At 63.9% G+C, this 14242-nt stretch carries 14 protein-coding genes; 6 read left to right on the forward strand and 8 right to left on the reverse strand.

The features are described from left to right. Positions 1-86 precede the first annotated feature (86 nt). Positions 87-593: a Holliday junction resolvase RuvX gene (gene ruvX / locus FJ979_RS31490; protein WP_140525331.1), complete on the forward strand. Its 507-nt coding sequence runs from the start codon at positions 87-89 to the stop codon at positions 591-593. Here the strand turns inward: ruvX and FJ979_RS31495 are convergent. From FJ979_RS31495 to FJ979_RS31505, 3 genes are all read right to left on the reverse strand, one after another. Next, the gene (locus FJ979_RS31495) at positions 511-852 is read right to left on the reverse strand and encodes a DUF6105 family protein (protein WP_140525332.1); all 342 of its coding nucleotides are present in this window, start codon (positions 850-852) and stop codon (positions 511-513) included. The genes ruvX and FJ979_RS31495 overlap by 83 nt on opposite strands. Continuing rightward, positions 852-1400: a hypothetical protein gene (locus tag FJ979_RS31500; RefSeq protein ID WP_140584621.1), complete on the reverse strand. Its 549-nt coding sequence runs from the start codon at positions 1398-1400 to the stop codon at positions 852-854. Before FJ979_RS31500 ends, FJ979_RS31495 begins: the two co-directional genes overlap by 1 nt. Positions 1401-1518: 118 nt before the next feature. Then, positions 1519-3147 carry a DNA alkylation response protein gene (locus tag FJ979_RS31505; protein WP_140584622.1) on the reverse strand — a complete coding sequence of 543 codons (1629 nt, stop codon included), beginning with the start codon at positions 3145-3147 and terminating at the stop codon, positions 1519-1521. A 149-nt stretch (positions 3148-3296) separates the two neighbouring features. Between FJ979_RS31505 and FJ979_RS31510 the strand changes: the two genes are divergently transcribed. Genes FJ979_RS31510 through dprA form a run of 4 tightly spaced genes read left to right on the forward strand, consistent with a single transcriptional unit; the run spans position 3297 to position 7324 of the window. After that, on the forward strand, positions 3297-4262 hold the full coding sequence (locus FJ979_RS31510) for an aspartate carbamoyltransferase catalytic subunit (RefSeq protein WP_140515333.1): 966 nt from the start codon (positions 3297-3299) through the stop codon (positions 4260-4262). After that, positions 4259-5545: a dihydroorotase gene (locus FJ979_RS31515; protein WP_140525336.1), complete on the forward strand. Its 1287-nt coding sequence runs from the start codon at positions 4259-4261 to the stop codon at positions 5543-5545. Before FJ979_RS31510 ends, FJ979_RS31515 begins: the two co-directional genes overlap by 4 nt. A gap of 58 nt (positions 5546-5603) precedes the next feature. Beyond that, the gene (gene plsY, locus FJ979_RS31520) at positions 5604-6191 is read left to right on the forward strand and encodes a glycerol-3-phosphate 1-O-acyltransferase PlsY (protein ID WP_140515331.1); all 588 of its coding nucleotides are present in this window, start codon (positions 5604-5606) and stop codon (positions 6189-6191) included. Next, positions 6188-7324 (forward strand): DNA-processing protein DprA, encoded by a 1137-nt coding sequence (gene dprA, locus FJ979_RS31525; protein WP_140564503.1) that lies wholly within the window; start codon positions 6188-6190, stop codon positions 7322-7324. Before plsY ends, dprA begins: the two co-directional genes overlap by 4 nt. Positions 7325-7333: 9 nt before the next feature. Here dprA and FJ979_RS31530 read toward each other — a convergent pair whose 3' ends face one another. From FJ979_RS31530 to FJ979_RS31550, 5 genes are all read right to left on the reverse strand, one after another. Beyond that, positions 7334-7546: a hypothetical protein gene (locus tag FJ979_RS31530; RefSeq protein ID WP_140498769.1), complete on the reverse strand. Its 213-nt coding sequence runs from the start codon at positions 7544-7546 to the stop codon at positions 7334-7336. Positions 7547-7598: 52 nt separating this feature from the next. Continuing rightward, positions 7599-8402, reverse strand: coding sequence for a trehalose-phosphatase (gene otsB, locus FJ979_RS31535; RefSeq protein ID WP_140557734.1), 804 nt, complete (start codon positions 8400-8402; stop codon positions 7599-7601). Beyond that, on the reverse strand, positions 8402-10171 hold the full coding sequence (locus FJ979_RS31540; protein WP_140584623.1) for a trehalose-6-phosphate synthase: 1770 nt from the start codon (positions 10169-10171) through the stop codon (positions 8402-8404). Before FJ979_RS31540 ends, otsB begins: the two co-directional genes overlap by 1 nt. 82 nt (positions 10172-10253) lie before the next feature. Beyond that, positions 10254-12416 (reverse strand): amylo-alpha-1,6-glucosidase, encoded by a 2163-nt coding sequence (locus FJ979_RS31545; RefSeq protein WP_140584627.1) that lies wholly within the window; start codon positions 12414-12416, stop codon positions 10254-10256. Between the two features lie 45 nt (positions 12417-12461). Beyond that, on the reverse strand, positions 12462-13520 hold the full coding sequence (locus FJ979_RS31550) for a glycosyltransferase family 4 protein (RefSeq protein ID WP_140584624.1): 1059 nt from the start codon (positions 13518-13520) through the stop codon (positions 12462-12464). A gap of 206 nt (positions 13521-13726) precedes the next feature. Here FJ979_RS31550 and FJ979_RS31555 point away from each other — a divergent pair, with 206 nt between their 5' ends. Then, the gene (locus FJ979_RS31555) at positions 13727-14170 is read left to right on the forward strand and encodes a hypothetical protein (protein ID WP_246679396.1); all 444 of its coding nucleotides are present in this window, start codon (positions 13727-13729) and stop codon (positions 14168-14170) included. Positions 14171-14242: the final 72 nt, after the last annotated feature.

The following is a 14242-nucleotide window of genomic DNA, read 5'->3' on the forward strand; positions in this document are numbered from 1 at the left end:
TAGAACGGCGTCAGCTCAAGAGCAAAGTGTTACGGCCTCGCGTGTTCAAAACGCCGCGACGGCGCTGTCGGGTCAAAGGAAAACCGTTGGCTATCATTACCATCGAGGAATTGCCGGCACGGCTGGCTGGCGGCAGGACGCTTGCCGGGCTCGATCTCGGCGACAAGACCATCGGCGTCGCCGTTTCGGACCGTGGCTTTTCCTTCGCGCATCCGCGCCCGGTCATCATCCGACGGAAATTCTCGCTCGACGCGGCCGTGCTGCTGGATCTGCTGCAAAAGGAGAATGCCGGCGCGGTGGTGATTGGACTGCCGGTCAACATGGACGGCTCGGAAGGTCCGCGCGCGCAGAAATCGCGCGCCTTCGTACGCAACATGGCCGCCTTGAGCGACCTTCCCTTCCTGCTATGGGACGAGAGGCTGTCGACGGTAGCCGCTGAACGGACGCTGATCGAGATGGATTTTTCGCGCGCCAAACGCGCCGGCAAGATCGATTCGGCCGCCGCCGCCTTTATTCTGCAGGGAGTTTTGGACCGGCTTCGCTCGCTCGGTGCAGCCGCTCGAACTGCACCGGAACCGCCGGCCGCCTCCTGATCCAGCCGATGATTTCACGACGGCGGCGAAACGCCCAGATCGCCAGCAGCAGCAGGCCGTCGAATATACAGGCTCTTCCCACCATACCGGGAATGATTGCCGGGTCGATACCGAGCATCTGGCCGTAGAGTTGGAAGACGAAATCATGCAACTGCCGGCTCAGCATGACGTAGCCGAAATTCATGTCGTTGAGCGACAGGTAGAACCAGCCCCAGAAAAGCGCCATCGGAGCCGCCCACAATGCGAAGATGTAACGCATCAGCGGCCTCCCTTCCGGGTCGGCTGGGGTCGGCCCGATATCAGCGAAAGCAGCGAATTGTGGGCTGCGGCCCTGGCCATGCTGTGCGCCGTGGCGTGGATTTCAACCTCATCCGATGTGGCCAGGGTGCGGCGCTCGGCAAGCATGGCGACATAGGAGGCCAGAAGTGCGGCCAATTGCACGGCGACGACCAGGAACAGCCCGTTGATGCCTTGCGCCGCGCCTCCGACCAAGATCAGCGACAGCACGCCGGAAGCGCTGATGAAGGCGATGCGGGCAACGCTGTCGGCGCCCGGATTGCTGGCATTGTTGATCAGCGCCTCGACAAAAGCCCAGAAGAACAGCACCGCCACGACAAGCAGGGCCGTTGCCAGAGGCGCAACCACGACGACATTTTCGAGATCGACGAAGCGGGCGCTCTCGATCGTCACGCCCAGCACCCCAAGCGCCCCGGCCACGCCGCGGTTTCCATCGATGCAGATGATCGCCAGCAGGGCGAAAACGATCGTCCAGTGCAAGGCGAGAAAAGAGGTCAATACCTGTCGCATCGTGATTCCTGCTTCGACAGGAATGACAGTGGGCTTTGCCGCCAGCCCTCGCAACGGAAACCATTTGTTAAGGTTAACGGCGCGGGGGAATGACCAAGGCGTGGTCCATGGCTGCTGCTCAGGTGGTTGGCGGATAGAGCGTGTCGATGATCATGCGCGCATCATGGCGCGAATCGAGCATGCCGTAGGTGTTGCGCCACTGGCCCGCCAGCCGCGTCTCGACGAAGGCATCGGCGATCCGCCCTGCCCCCAACCGGCGCAATTCCGCCGCCGCCGCCGACAGCGCCAGTTGCTCCGTCAGCAGGCGGGCCGAGCCTTCGTCGGTCGCGGCGACTTGCATCGCCGCCTTCAGCACACCGATGGTGCCGCGTCCGCCCGCGCCCAGGTCGCGATCGATGCCGGCAAGCACCTCCTCGAATAGGCCCGGCGCGCGGCCAAGCACGCGCAGCACATCCAGCGCCATGACATTGCCCGACCCTTCCCAAATCGCATTGACCGGGGCTTCGCGATAGTAGCGGGCGAGCGGCGCCTCCTCGACATAGCCGTTGCCGCCGAGGCATTCCATCGCCTCGTAGAGCAGCGGCGGCGCGATCTTGCAGACCCAATATTTGACGACCGGCGTCATGGCGCGGGCAAAGGCCGCCTCGCCGCGATCGCTCGCCGCCTCGTCGAAGGAACGTGCCAGCCGGAACGACAGCGCCGTGGCAGCGGCGACGTCGAGCGCCATGTCGGCCAGCACGCGCTGCATCAGCGGCTGCTCGATCAGGCTGGTGCCGAATACCTGGCGATGGCGGGCGTGATGAACGGCTTCGGCCAGACCCGCCCGCATGATCGCCGAAGACGCCACGGCGCAGTCGAGCCGGGTCAAGGTCACCATGTCCATGATCGTCTTCACGCCGGCGCCCGGCTCGCCGACCATCTCGCCGATTGCGTTGACGAACTCCACCTCGGAAGACGCATTCGACCGGTTGCCGAGCTTGTCCTTCAGGCGCTGGAAACGGAAGCCGTTGCCCGAGCCGTCGCCAAGGACGCGCGGCACGAGGAAGCACGACAATCCCTCCGGCGCCTGCGCCAGCACCAGGAATGCATCCGACATCGGCGCCGACATGAACCATTTATGGCCGGTCAGGCGATAGAAGCCGCTGCCGACGCGCTCGGCCTTCGTCACATTGGCGCGCACATCCGTGCCGCCCTGTTTCTCGGTCATGCCCATGCCAAGCGTAAGCCCGGTCTTCTCGACCGGCGGCTTTTGGCTCTGATCGTATTTGCGCGTCGTCACGCGCGGCGCCCACTCGCGGAACAGTTTCGGGCTCGCCATCAGCGCTGCCAGCGAAGCGCTGGTCATGGTGATGGGACACAGATGTCCGGTCTCGAGTTCGGCCGTCAGGTAGAACCGGGCCGCGCGCACCTGATGGCGGCGGCCGATCTCGGCATCGCCGTTCTCCCAGACCGAGGAGTGCAGCCCGTTGGCTACGGAACGGCGCATCAAAGCGTGATAGGCGGGGTGAAACTCGACCAGATCGATGCGCCGGCCCTGGCGATCATGCGTCCTGAGCCTCGGCGTTTCGACATTGGCGAGGCGGGCCAGTTCCTGGGCCTCCTGCGTCAGCACGAAGCGGCCGAGCCCGTCGAGATCCTTGCGCACCGGATCGGAAAAGCGCTCGGCAAGCTGGATCAGCAACGGATCGCCCCGCCAGGCGTTGCCGCCTGTCAGCGGCGGCGGCTGGTTCGTCACGTCGTCGGTCACGCTTCATCCTTACTGCCAGGCGGCTACGAATCCGGAGCCATGGGCTAGATATAGCCCAAGGCGCGCGACGAAAATACCGGGGAGAACAGCCGCAATCCAAAGCTGGCGCTTGCAGCCATGGAACGTCCACCCTATAGCAGCCCCTTGAGATGACCGACGCTTCGTCCCTGCCACTCTATCCCCACCGCCATCTTCTGGGCATCCGCGATCTTTCCCCCGCCGACATCGAGCTTCTGCTCGACAGGGCGGACCGGGCTGTCGCGATCTCGCGGCAATCCGAGAAGAAAACCTCGACACTGCGCGGCCGCACCCAGATCAACCTGTTCTACGAGGCTTCCACGCGGACGCAGTCGTCGTTCGAGCTAGCCGGAAAGCGTCTCGGCGCCGACGTCATGAACATGTCGGTGGCGAGTTCCTCGGTGAAGAAGGGCGAGACGCTCATCGACACGGCCATGACGCTGAACGCCATGCGGCCCGACATATTGATCATCCGCCACCAGTCGGCGGGTGCGGCCGCCCTTCTGGCGCAGAAGGTCGGCTGCTCCGTGGTCAATGCGGGGGACGGCGCGCACGAGCACCCGACACAGGCACTGCTCGACGCGCTGACCATCCGCCGCGCCAAGGGTCCCCTGTCGAAACTGATCGTGGCGATCTGCGGCGACATCCTGCATTCGCGTGTCGCCCGTTCCAACATCATGCTGCTCAACGCGCTCGGCGCGCAGGTGCGCGTCGTCGCGCCCTCGACACTGCTTCCCTCGGGAATCGACAGGATGGGCGTGATCGTCACCGGCTCAATGGCCGAGGGCCTGAAAGATGCCGACGTGGTGATGATGCTGCGCCTGCAGCGCGAGCGGATGGAAGGCGCCTTCGTGCCTTCGGTGCGCGAATATTTCCGCTATTTCGGCCTTGACGCCGAGAAGCTGAAAGCGGCCAAGGACGACGCTCTGGTAATGCATCCGGGACCGATGAACCGTGGCGTCGAGATCGCCTCGGAGATCGCGGATGGCCCGCAGAGCGTCATCCAGGAACAGGTCGAGATGGGCGTTGCCGTGCGCATGGCGGTGATGGAAGCGCTGCTCGACCCGCGCCGCAACCATGAGGGCCGCGGCGCATGACCATCACGGTGTTCGAGCGCGCCCGCATCATCGACCCCTCGCGCGGCGTAGACGAGACCGGGACGGTCATCGTCGACGGGAAGAAGATAGCCGCCGCCGGCAAGGCTGCGCTGAACCAGGGGGCGCCCGAAGGCGCCACCATCATCGACTGCGCCGGCAAGGCGGTCATTCCAGGCCTGATCGACGGCCGCGTCTTCATCGGCGAACCGGGCGGAGAACATCGCGAAACGATCGCGTCGGCAAGTGTCGCCGCGGCTGCCGGCGGCGTCACCTCGATCGTCATGATGCCCGATACCGATCCGGTCATCGACAATGTGGCCCTGGTCGAATTCGTGCTGCGCACCGCCAAGGACACGGCAATCGTGAATATTTTCCCGGCCGCAGCCATCACCAAGGGCCTCGACGGCCGCGAGATGACCGAATTCGGGCTGCTGCGCGAGGCCGGCGCCGCCGCCTTCACCGACGGCCGCCACACCATATCAAGCGCGCTGGTGATGCGCCGGGCGCTGACTTATGCCCGCGATTTCGGCGCAACCATCGTGCACGAAACCCAGGATGCCGACCTCGCGTCGTCGGGCGTGATGAACGAGGGACTCTACGCCAGCTGGCTGGGGCTTTCCGGCATTCCGCGTGAAGCCGAAACCATCCCGCTGGAGCGCGACCTTGCCCTGGCGCGCCTGACGCGCGGCTCCTACCACGCGGCAAAGATATCGACGGCGATGGCGGCGGCATCGGTGGCGCGCGCGAAGACCGACGGCGCGACCGTCACATCGGGCGTGTCGATCCACAATCTGTCACTCAACGAAAACGATGTCGGCGAATATCGCACCTTCTTCCGGTTGACCCCGCCGCTGCGCGCCGAGGAAGACCGCCTGGCGATGATCGAAGCGATCAGGGACGGCACGGTCGACATCATCGTCTCCTCGCACGATCCGCAGGACGTCGACACCAAGCGCCTGCCCTTCGCCGACGCCGCAGCCGGCGCCATTGGGCTCGAAACGTTGCTGGGCGCCGCCTTGCGGCTCTACCACAATGGCGACGTGCCGCTGCCGCGGCTGATCGAGACCTTGTCCACGGCGCCGGCAAGGCTGTTCGGCCTGCCTGGCGGCACGCTCAAGCCCGGCGCTGTCGCGGACCTTGCGCTTGTCGATCTGGATGAACCCTGGATCGTCAGCGAAAGCGGCATTCGCTCGCGCTCGAAGAACACCTGTTTCGAAGGCGCGCGCCTGCAGGGCAAGGTCTTGCAAACGCTGGTGGCGGGCCGCACAGTGTTCTCGGTCTGAGCTGGCGGCGGCGCATCGCGCCGAATTCAGCCCGTCAGGGGGAAATGCGGGGGGAACAATGACTTACAACCTGATCCCGGCGCTGGTGCTCGGCTATTTCTTGGGCTCGATTCCGTTCGGGCTTCTGCTGACCCGTGCGGCAGGGCTTGGCGACGTGCGCCAGATCGGCTCCGGCAACATCGGCGCGACAAATGTGCTACGCACCGGCAACAAGGGCCTTGCCGCGGCCACGCTGCTGCTCGACGCGCTGAAGGGCACGGCCGCGGTGCTGATCGCGGGCCATTTCGCGCCCGAACTCGGCGCTTGGGCCGGCCTTGGCGCCTTCCTCGGCCATCTCTTCCCGATCTGGCTCGGATTCAAGGGAGGCAAGGGCGTCGCCACCTATCTCGGCGTGCTGATCGGCCTTGCCTGGCAGGTGGCGCTGATCTTCGCCATCGTCTGGCTGGCCATGGCATTCCTGTTCCGCTACTCCTCGCTTGCAGCGCTGACGGCCGCGGTCGCCGTGCCGATCGCCCTCTATTTCCTGAGCACACCGCAGATTGCCGCATTGTTCGTCGTGATGAGCCTGATCGTCTTCATCAAGCACCGGGCCAACATTTCACGCCTGCTTGCCGGCACCGAGGGCAAAATCGGGGCGAAGGAGTGAGCAAGCCGCTCGCCGGACCGCGCCTCAGCGACCGGCAGCGGTTGAGCTGGCTGCGGCTGATCCGCAGCCAGAATGTAGGTCCCGCCTCCTTTCGCGACCTGATCAACCGGTTCGGTTCGGCCGAGGTCGCGCTGGAAATGCTGCCGGAGCTGATGATTTCGGCCGGCGCCAGCAGGATCGCCCGCATTCCCTCGATCGCCGAGGCTGAAGCGGAACTGGAGGCCGCACGGCGGGCAGGCGCCCGTTTTGTCGGTATCGGCGAGCCGGACTATCCCGCCCTGTTGAAAAACATGGACCATCCGCCGCCGCTGCTGGCGGTGAAAGGCGAAGGCGCGGTGTTCCGGCTGCCCGCGGTAGCTATCGTCGGCGCCCGCAACGCCTCGCTCGCCGGCATCAAGATGGCGCGCATGCTGGCGACCGACCTTGGCCGCGACGGTTACGCCATCATCTCCGGCCTCGCGCGTGGCATCGACACTTCAGCACATCAGGGCAGCCTCTCGACCGGCACGATCGGCGTGCTGGCCGGAGGCCTCGATCTGCCCTACCCGCCTGAGAATGCCGGCCTATGCGACGAGATCGTCGAGCGCGGCGGCGCCATCATTTCGGAGATGCCGTTCGGCTGGCAGCCGCGTGCCCAGGATTTTCCGCGCCGCAACCGCCTCGTCGCGGGCGCGGCAGTCGGTCTGGTGGTGGTCGAGGCGGCGCAGCGTTCCGGGTCCCTGATCAGCGCCAGGCTCGCAGGCGAAATGGGCCGGCTGGTCTTCGCCGTACCCGGCTCGCCGCTTGATCCACGCGCCGCCGGCACCAATGGCCTGCTCAAGGACGGTGCCACCTTGGTCACCGAAGCCGCCGACATTCACAGGGCAATCGCGCCGCTGACCGGTTTGCGGGCCCCCGAACTGCCGCCCTTTGAAGATCCCCCCGATTTCTCGGCCACGCCGCCACCCGGCGAAAACGACCGCGCCAGGGTGACCGAAGCGCTCGGCCCGACGCCGGTGGCGATCGACGAGATCATCCGCCACACCGGCCTGCATCCGGCCCAGGTGTTCATGGTGCTCCTGGAGCTCGACCTCGCCGGCCGGCTCGAACGGCATGCCGGCGGCAATGTCTCGCTGGTCTTCGCGGAAGGCTGACAGCCTCCGTCAGTGGTGATCGCGCTTCTTCTGTTCGGTCTCGGTATAGTCGGGCGTGTTTGCGCCGAACAGGTCCCTCTCGACGGCCTTTCGCCAGACGGCATCGGCGTCTTCAGGACGCGATGGATCGAAAGTTGTCTCCGTGTCCTGCATGCGCCGGCGCGAACGCCGCCGGAGCCACGCGGGCATGATCTCGTGGATGAGGCTGGTGAATTGGATCATTGATCAACTCCTGAAACCCGTTCTTCAAAGGCGCAAAATGCGTTTTGCGGCCTCAACTCTGCCGGACAGTGGGCTGGACCGCCTCCTCAAACCGGCCAGTGCCCGATTGGTCGTGACATAGGGATTCAAGCCAGGCCAGGGTCTCGCCGACATCGGCCAGCGCGTGGCGCGCCACGGTTTTCCCTTGCGGTTTGATGCGGACCGAAATGCCATCCATTTCATTGACGGCTTCGAAGCCGTTCTCATCCGACGTGTCGTCTCCGAGGAATACGGGAATCCGCCCCCGGAAAGCCGGCAACTCGCAGAAACGCCTGATTGCCGCTCCCTTGGCCGCCTCGAGCGGCATCAGTTCCACCCCGGCATTGCCGGCAAGAACCCGATATCCCCGCGGAAGCCGCTCCAGGGCCTGTTCGACCAGTTGCGTCGCCCGTTGCAGCAACTGCGGCGCCGCACGCGTATGAATGGCCAGGATCGGGCCCTTGCGCTCGATATAGACGTCCACATTGTCCAGTTCCGCCTCGATTTCCTCGGCAAGCGCGGCAATGTCGGCGGGCTCGTCGGCCGCCTCGACAGGCCCGTCACGGACAAGCCGGTGCTCCAGGCCGTATAGACCCGCAGCCGGCAGGCGCAGCGGCTGGAAGAGCCGGTCGACGGCGGAAACGGATCTTCCTGTAATGAAAGCCAGAGCGCCAGCCAGACGCCCGTCCAGCCTTGTCAGCATGCTTCGCAACGCATCACCGACGACCACCGCGTCGGGATGCGCGGCATGTTCCAGAAGCGTACCGTCAATGTCCAGGAAGAGTGCCCATCGGCCTTGCGGGACGGTCGGCACGGACAGATTTGCCGATCCCGACATCACAGCGCCGCGACCCGTTTGCGATCAAGCAGCGATATCACATTGGCCGCGGCAACGGAGCCCGGCCCGGCGGGGTCGATCGCGATTCGCTTGCGCAAGCGGGCGGCGTCGAGAAGCATGCTGCCCGCCCAGCGATAGACATTGTTGTCGCGGACGATCTCGCGCATGCGCTGCATGCGCTGGCGCTGCTCGGCGGGCACCATGGTCAATGCCTGCAGCAACGCCTCGGCCATCATCGTCGCGTCGTAAGGATTGACGATCAGCGCCTCGAGAAGCTCCTTGGAAGCGCCGGCAAACATGCTGAGCATCAGCACGCCCTGCTCGTCGTCGCGTGCGGCGACAAATTCCTTGGCGACCAGGTTCATTCCGTCGTGCAGGCTGGTCACCATGCAGACATCGGCGGCTCGGTAGATTTCGTAGACCTGCTCCTGGGAATGGTGTTCAGCCACCATCAAGACAGGCGTGTAGCCGTCCCGGCCATAACGCTCGTTGAGCTCCGCCGCGCAACGCAGGCATTCCTCGTGCAGTTGCTGGTAGGCCGGCAAGGTTCCACGGCTTGGCGCCGCGATCTGCAGGAAGGCCACCTGGCCGATCCACTCCGGGTGTTGCTTGAACAGTTCGTCCAATGCATGAAACCGGTCGAGAATGCCTTTCGTATAATCGAGGCGCTCGACGCCGACACAGAGGCTGACATTGTCCGCCAGCCCGAATTTTTCGCGAATTCGCGCGCGGCACTGCGCGATGGCGGGCAATTTCCCGAGTTGAGCCGGCGGCCACTCTATCGAGATCGGATAGGCGTGGACCAGGCTGGTCTGGCCGCCATAGGAGATCGCCGAATCCTCGCGCTCGATCCTGCTTTCCAGGAAGCGGTCGACGCTCTCGATGAAGTTGTTGCAGTGGAACTGCGTATGAAAGCCGATGATAGAGCTCCCCAGCAGGCCGTCCAGGATCTTTTCCCGCCAGGGGCAGATGCTGAAGACTTCCGAATTTGGCCACGGAATGTGCCAGAAGGTGATGATGATCGCATCGGGCAGGCGTTCCCGGATCATTCGCGGCAGCAGCGCGAAATGATAGTCCTGGACGAGGACGATCGGGCGTTCGTTCCGCGCTTCGGCAACGACGGTATCGGCGAATTTGCGATTGACGGCTTCGTACGTTTCCCAGTCGGACGTGCGGAAGACGGGCCGCGTAAAGGCTATGTGGCACAGGGGCCAGAGACCCTCATTGGCAAAGCCCAGATAATAGCCTTGCTGTTCCTCGTCGGTCAGCCAGACACGGCGCAACGTGTAGGATGGGTTCTCAGGTGGGACCTCGATGCGGTCGTTCTGGTCGACGACGAGATGATCCGCCGAGCCGCCGCCATAGGCTATCCAGGTTCCCGCGCAGGCACGGGTGATCGGCTCCAGCGCCGAGACAAGTCCACTGGCCGGCACAACCAGGTCGACATTGTCATCCCTGAGATTGTGAATGTAGGGCTCGCGGTTGGAGACGACGATCACTTGCGCATCCGGCAGTTCCTTCGCCAGGATTTCGCGCAGTGTCGAGGGCGACCAGTTGACGAGCGCCGCGTCGGCGGAATGGCCATTCTTTTCGAACTCCCGCAATACGACACGAGCCGGTGGAGGCTCGACATTCGCCGGTTCCGGCGGGGTCCGGCGGGATCGCAGCGCGGAAATCACCAAGGCAACAAGGGAAACGCCGAGGCTGGCAAGAATGACGAACCATAGAGCGGAGGCAGAGTGGAGGAAGTCAAAATTGTTGTCTGGCATCGATGTGAATTGCTCCGGCCTAGGTCGCGCCTCTCCGCGGGGGAGATGGTGCAACGCACGTCGCCGGTGATGGTTCCGGTTTTTAGCTGCGCACGATCAAAGGCGCCAACCCTTCATGGCGGTCGGCCAGGAACGCGCCCACACGGTCTCCTACCCGCTGGAACGTCAGGTCGACTGCCGTGCCCGCCACCGCGAGATGGCGGATCACCAGGCTGTCGATGCCGATTGGCAGGCGTGGCCTTGTGACATGGATTTCGCCGGCCCAGCCGTCGATATGGAGGCCCAGACAGGCCTGCATCAGCATGAAGGCGGAACCTGCCGACCAGGCCTGCGGCAGGCAAGCGACCGGATACGCGATCGGCGCCTCGCCCGGTGCGCGGGTGAAGCCGCAGAAGAGTTCGGGCAGGCGCATGTTGAAATGGACGGCGGATTCGAACGTCCCGCTCATCAGCCGCACCACATTGTCGCGAATGCCGTACCGCGCAAGGCCTGCCGCGCATATCGCCGTGTCGTGCGGCCAGATGGAGCCATTGTGATACGACATGGGATTGAAGAATATTGCGTCGTCGGCGAGCGTCCTCAATCCCCAGCCGGAGTGAAAAGAAGCCGACAGCAACTGATCGGCGACGATCCGCGCCCGATCAGGATTCGGAAGTCCGACATAGAGCAGATGTCCGGCATTGGATGTGCGCACCTCGCATGGCCGGCCGTCGCCATCGAGCGCCAGCGCGTAATAACCCAGCTCTTCGATCCAGAAATGACTTTCAACCCGCCGGCGGATCTCTTCGGCCCGCCTTTCCCAGCCTTCCGCCTTTTCTGTCTCGCCTCGCCGGCGAGCCAGTCTCGCCAGCCCCTGGAACGCCGCGAAGACGTAGCCCTGCACTTCGACCAGCGCGATCGGCCCCTTCGGGATACGACCGTCTGCATGAAAGACCGAATCAAAGCTGTCCTTCCATCCCTGGTTGGCGAGGCCTGACTCCGCCGCACGCCGGTAGGTGACGAATCCGGTCGAAGCGCTTGCCGCCTCGATCCATTCGGCGGCTGCACATAGCGACTGCCATAGGCCGTCGATAAAGACCATGTCGCCGGTGCGGTCCGCGTAAGCGCAGGCGAGATGAACGTAGAGCGGGGTGGTATCGACACCGCCATAGTAGCGGCCGAACGGCAACTCGCTTAGGGCCGTCATTTCACCCTTGCGCGTTTCATGCATGATCTTGCCGGGCTGAGAGTCGCTGAAGGGCGAGGTTTCGGTCGCTTGATGTTGCGCAAGAAAGGCAAGCACGCCGCGCGCCAGGCCGGGATTGAGCCAGAGCATCTGCAACGCCGAGATCACGCCGTCTCTGCCGAAGGCCGTCGAGAACCACGGAATGCCGGCATAGGGATAAGGGCCGGTCGCGAGTTCGGTGGTGAGCAGCGCCACGTCGGCCCGAGCGCGCTCCATCCAGTCGTTGAACACCCTGCCCGAACTGTGCAGCGTCGCGCCATGGCGGCGCTTGGCGCGCATGCCGAAACGCGCACGCGCCGCTGCGGCGCGAAACCGGTCGCGGTCGGGAACATCGGCCATCTCGCTGCCGACCTCGACATACAGTGTCTTGCGGCTGCGTTTGGTGACTGCAATGAAGAAATCCGCCCGGTCGGAGGTCAATTCGTCGGGTTTCTGCGAAAACGATATCGTCGACGTACGCACCACCTTGTCCAGGCCTTCATAGCGAAGCAGAACCGAGTTCTGGTCCATCTCGGCGGTATGGGCGGTGCCTCGTTTGGCGCGTGTCGAGCCACGAACTTCGAACATGTCGCGGAAATCGGCGGCGAAGCGCAGCGAAAGCAGGACGGTCGAATGTTCCTGGCTGTAGTTGGAAAGGGTCAGGCGCTCATACAGGCGGTCCTCCCACAGCAGCCTGACACGCTCGATGTGGATCGCTCCTTGCGGGATAGGACGGCCGCCGGCACTCTCTATAGGCAGATTGGTCAGGTTGGAGGTGAACAGGACATTGTCCTGGCTCAGCGATGCGCCCAGCAACGACGTCGAACGACCGCCCACCGCGAGGCGGAATTCGGAAAGCACGCGCGTGTCGTCGCGGAAGAAGCCGTCGCCCACACCGCGTATGTCGCCATAGGAATCGGCGACGGCGAAGCAGTCGCCATGCTTGAGTGCGAAGAGCCGGTGCGGTTCCCTCGGCGCGGTTTCGTCCAGGGAGGCCAAGGCTATTGCGGGATCAAGCTTGCGCTCGTCAAGTTGGGTGATGGTCAAGAAGACTGTCCCGTGCTTGTTTCTGAACGGGGCACTGTACTAGGAAGCCCTGATTTGTTGAGTGTCGATCGCCTGTGAATAGGTGGCGACATAGTCGCGCGCCATGCGGTCGGCCGAGAACCGTCCTTCGAAAACGGCCCTTATCCGGCGCCTGTCGAGCTGAAGCAGGGCCGGCATGGTGGCGACGGCATCCTCGAGGGTTTCGACGACGAAGCCGGTCACACCGTGATCGATGATCTCGGGCATGGCGCCGCAGCTCCAAGCCATGACAGGGGTTCCGCAGGCCATCGCCTCGATTACCGCCAGACCAAAAGGCTCGGGCCAGTCGATGGGAAACAGCAAGGCAGCGGCGTTGCCGAGAAACCTGCTCTTCTGGTCCTCGCTGATCTCGCCGACATATTCGACGCGATCGCCATCGATCAGCGGCTGGACGACCTCCTCGAAATAGGCCCGGTCACCGTCGCCCACCTTGGCCGCGAGCTTGAGCCTCAGGCCCGTGCGCCTGGCAATCTCGATCGCCCGGTCCGGCCGCTTGTCGCGCGACATCCTGCCGAGGAACGCCAGATATGTACCGTCGGAGCCGGCTTCAAAATCCGGCCCATAGAGATCGAGCGGCAGCCCATGATGGATGGTCGCCAACCAGTTGGCGGACGCGAGCCTCGTCCTCTGGCTGCGTGAAATGGAAATCATCGGAAAACGCGGGAACCGCTCATAGGCCTGTGCCAGATCCACATAGTCCAGCCTGCCATGCGGCGTCGTCACCGTGCGCTCCGGCATATGGCGGAAAAACGGGAAATGCAGGAAGTGGCTGAGATGGAAGTGAAGAATGTCGAAATCGTCGGCCTGTCTCCTGACTTCCTCGAGCATCGACAGATGCGCCGCGATCTCCGACTTCAACGGCCGGGGATCGAGGCGCAGCGCCCGTTCCCGGCACGCGACCAGCCGGGCGGAGGTCCTGGTATCGCCGCTGGCAAACAACGTCACATCATGGCCGAGCCCGACCAGAGCTTCGGTGAGATAGGAGATGATGCGTTCGGTGCCTCCATAGAGCCTTGGCGGCACGGATTCATACAGCGGCGCGATATGGGCGATCTTCATTGGCCTGCGTTCCCTCAATAAGCTGGTCACAGGCAAAAATGCATCAGCGGCGCGATCGTTCCTCCACCATCGGCAGATGCGTCATTTCTCATGTTTGATGTTCTTCCGGGCGGCCCTATCTCTTTAGGTGCTGCTCCTGCGCGCCATGACGACCCGAGGAGGTTCCGATGCAGCAATCAAAGGACATTGCAGCCCGCCGGCTTGACATGATCATCGAACAATATGTCGAAGCTAGAAAACAGCGCTTCGGCTATGTTTCGACGGACCAGGCCGCCAGGGTGATTCACAGAATCCTGAAACCCACGCCTTCCGACCCCAGCTTTTCGGACCACGAACTCGACGACATGGTCGCGGCCCTCGCCGTCAAGAACGGGTTGGCCGTCGTCTTTGACCGCGGCATCAGAGGATCGGTCGGCGGCACCGAGGCGGAGCTGGACAGAAAGGATCCGACCATGAGAGCACCAGCGGAAGGCCCCGACGTTGCCGGCGCGGTGGACGCGATCCTGGTTCAGCAAAAAACCGCCCCGCTTTCGATGCGCGCGATGATCTCCCTGCTGCGCGAACGCACCGGCACCACCCGATCGGACGCGGATCTGGAAGGACTGATCGCCAAAAAAGCCGCTGTCCTGAACGTGCATTTGTCACGGTGAGCGACCCGAGACATAGGTGACGTTTTGTACCGGACACATGGGTAACACTTTTGGCTTTTGGCCGGAGGTGTT

The sequence above is a fragment of the Mesorhizobium sp. B1-1-6 genome (genome assembly GCF_006443035.1).
In the GTDB taxonomy this organism is placed as follows: domain Bacteria; phylum Pseudomonadota; class Alphaproteobacteria; order Rhizobiales; family Rhizobiaceae; genus Mesorhizobium.

Bases quoted from the DNA above. Each gene is read 5' to 3' on its own strand.
- plsY (WP_140515331.1), top strand. From the start codon at position 5,604: ATGACTTACAACCTGATCCCGGCGCTGGTGCTCGGCTATTTCTTGGGC.
- FJ979_RS31530 (WP_140498769.1), bottom strand. From the start codon at position 7,546: ATGATCCAATTCACCAGCCTCATCCACGAGATCATGCCCGCGTGGCTC.
- FJ979_RS31555 (WP_246679396.1), top strand. From the start codon at position 13,727: ATGATCATCGAACAATATGTCGAAGCTAGAAAACAGCGCTTCGGCTAT.
- FJ979_RS31540 (WP_140584623.1), bottom strand. From the start codon at position 10,171: ATGCCAGACAACAATTTTGACTTCCTCCACTCTGCCTCCGCTCTATGG.
- otsB (WP_140557734.1), bottom strand. From the start codon at position 8,402: ATGTCGGGATCGGCAAATCTGTCCGTGCCGACCGTCCCGCAAGGCCGA.
- FJ979_RS31550 (WP_140584624.1), bottom strand. From the start codon at position 13,520: ATGAAGATCGCCCATATCGCGCCGCTGTATGAATCCGTGCCGCCAAGG.
- FJ979_RS31500 (WP_140584621.1), bottom strand. From the start codon at position 1,400: ATGCGACAGGTATTGACCTCTTTTCTCGCCTTGCACTGGACGATCGTT.
- FJ979_RS31495 (WP_140525332.1), bottom strand. From the start codon at position 852: ATGCGTTACATCTTCGCATTGTGGGCGGCTCCGATGGCGCTTTTCTGG.
- FJ979_RS31510 (WP_140515333.1), top strand. From the start codon at position 3,297: ATGACCGACGCTTCGTCCCTGCCACTCTATCCCCACCGCCATCTTCTG.
- FJ979_RS31515 (WP_140525336.1), top strand. From the start codon at position 4,259: ATGACCATCACGGTGTTCGAGCGCGCCCGCATCATCGACCCCTCGCGC.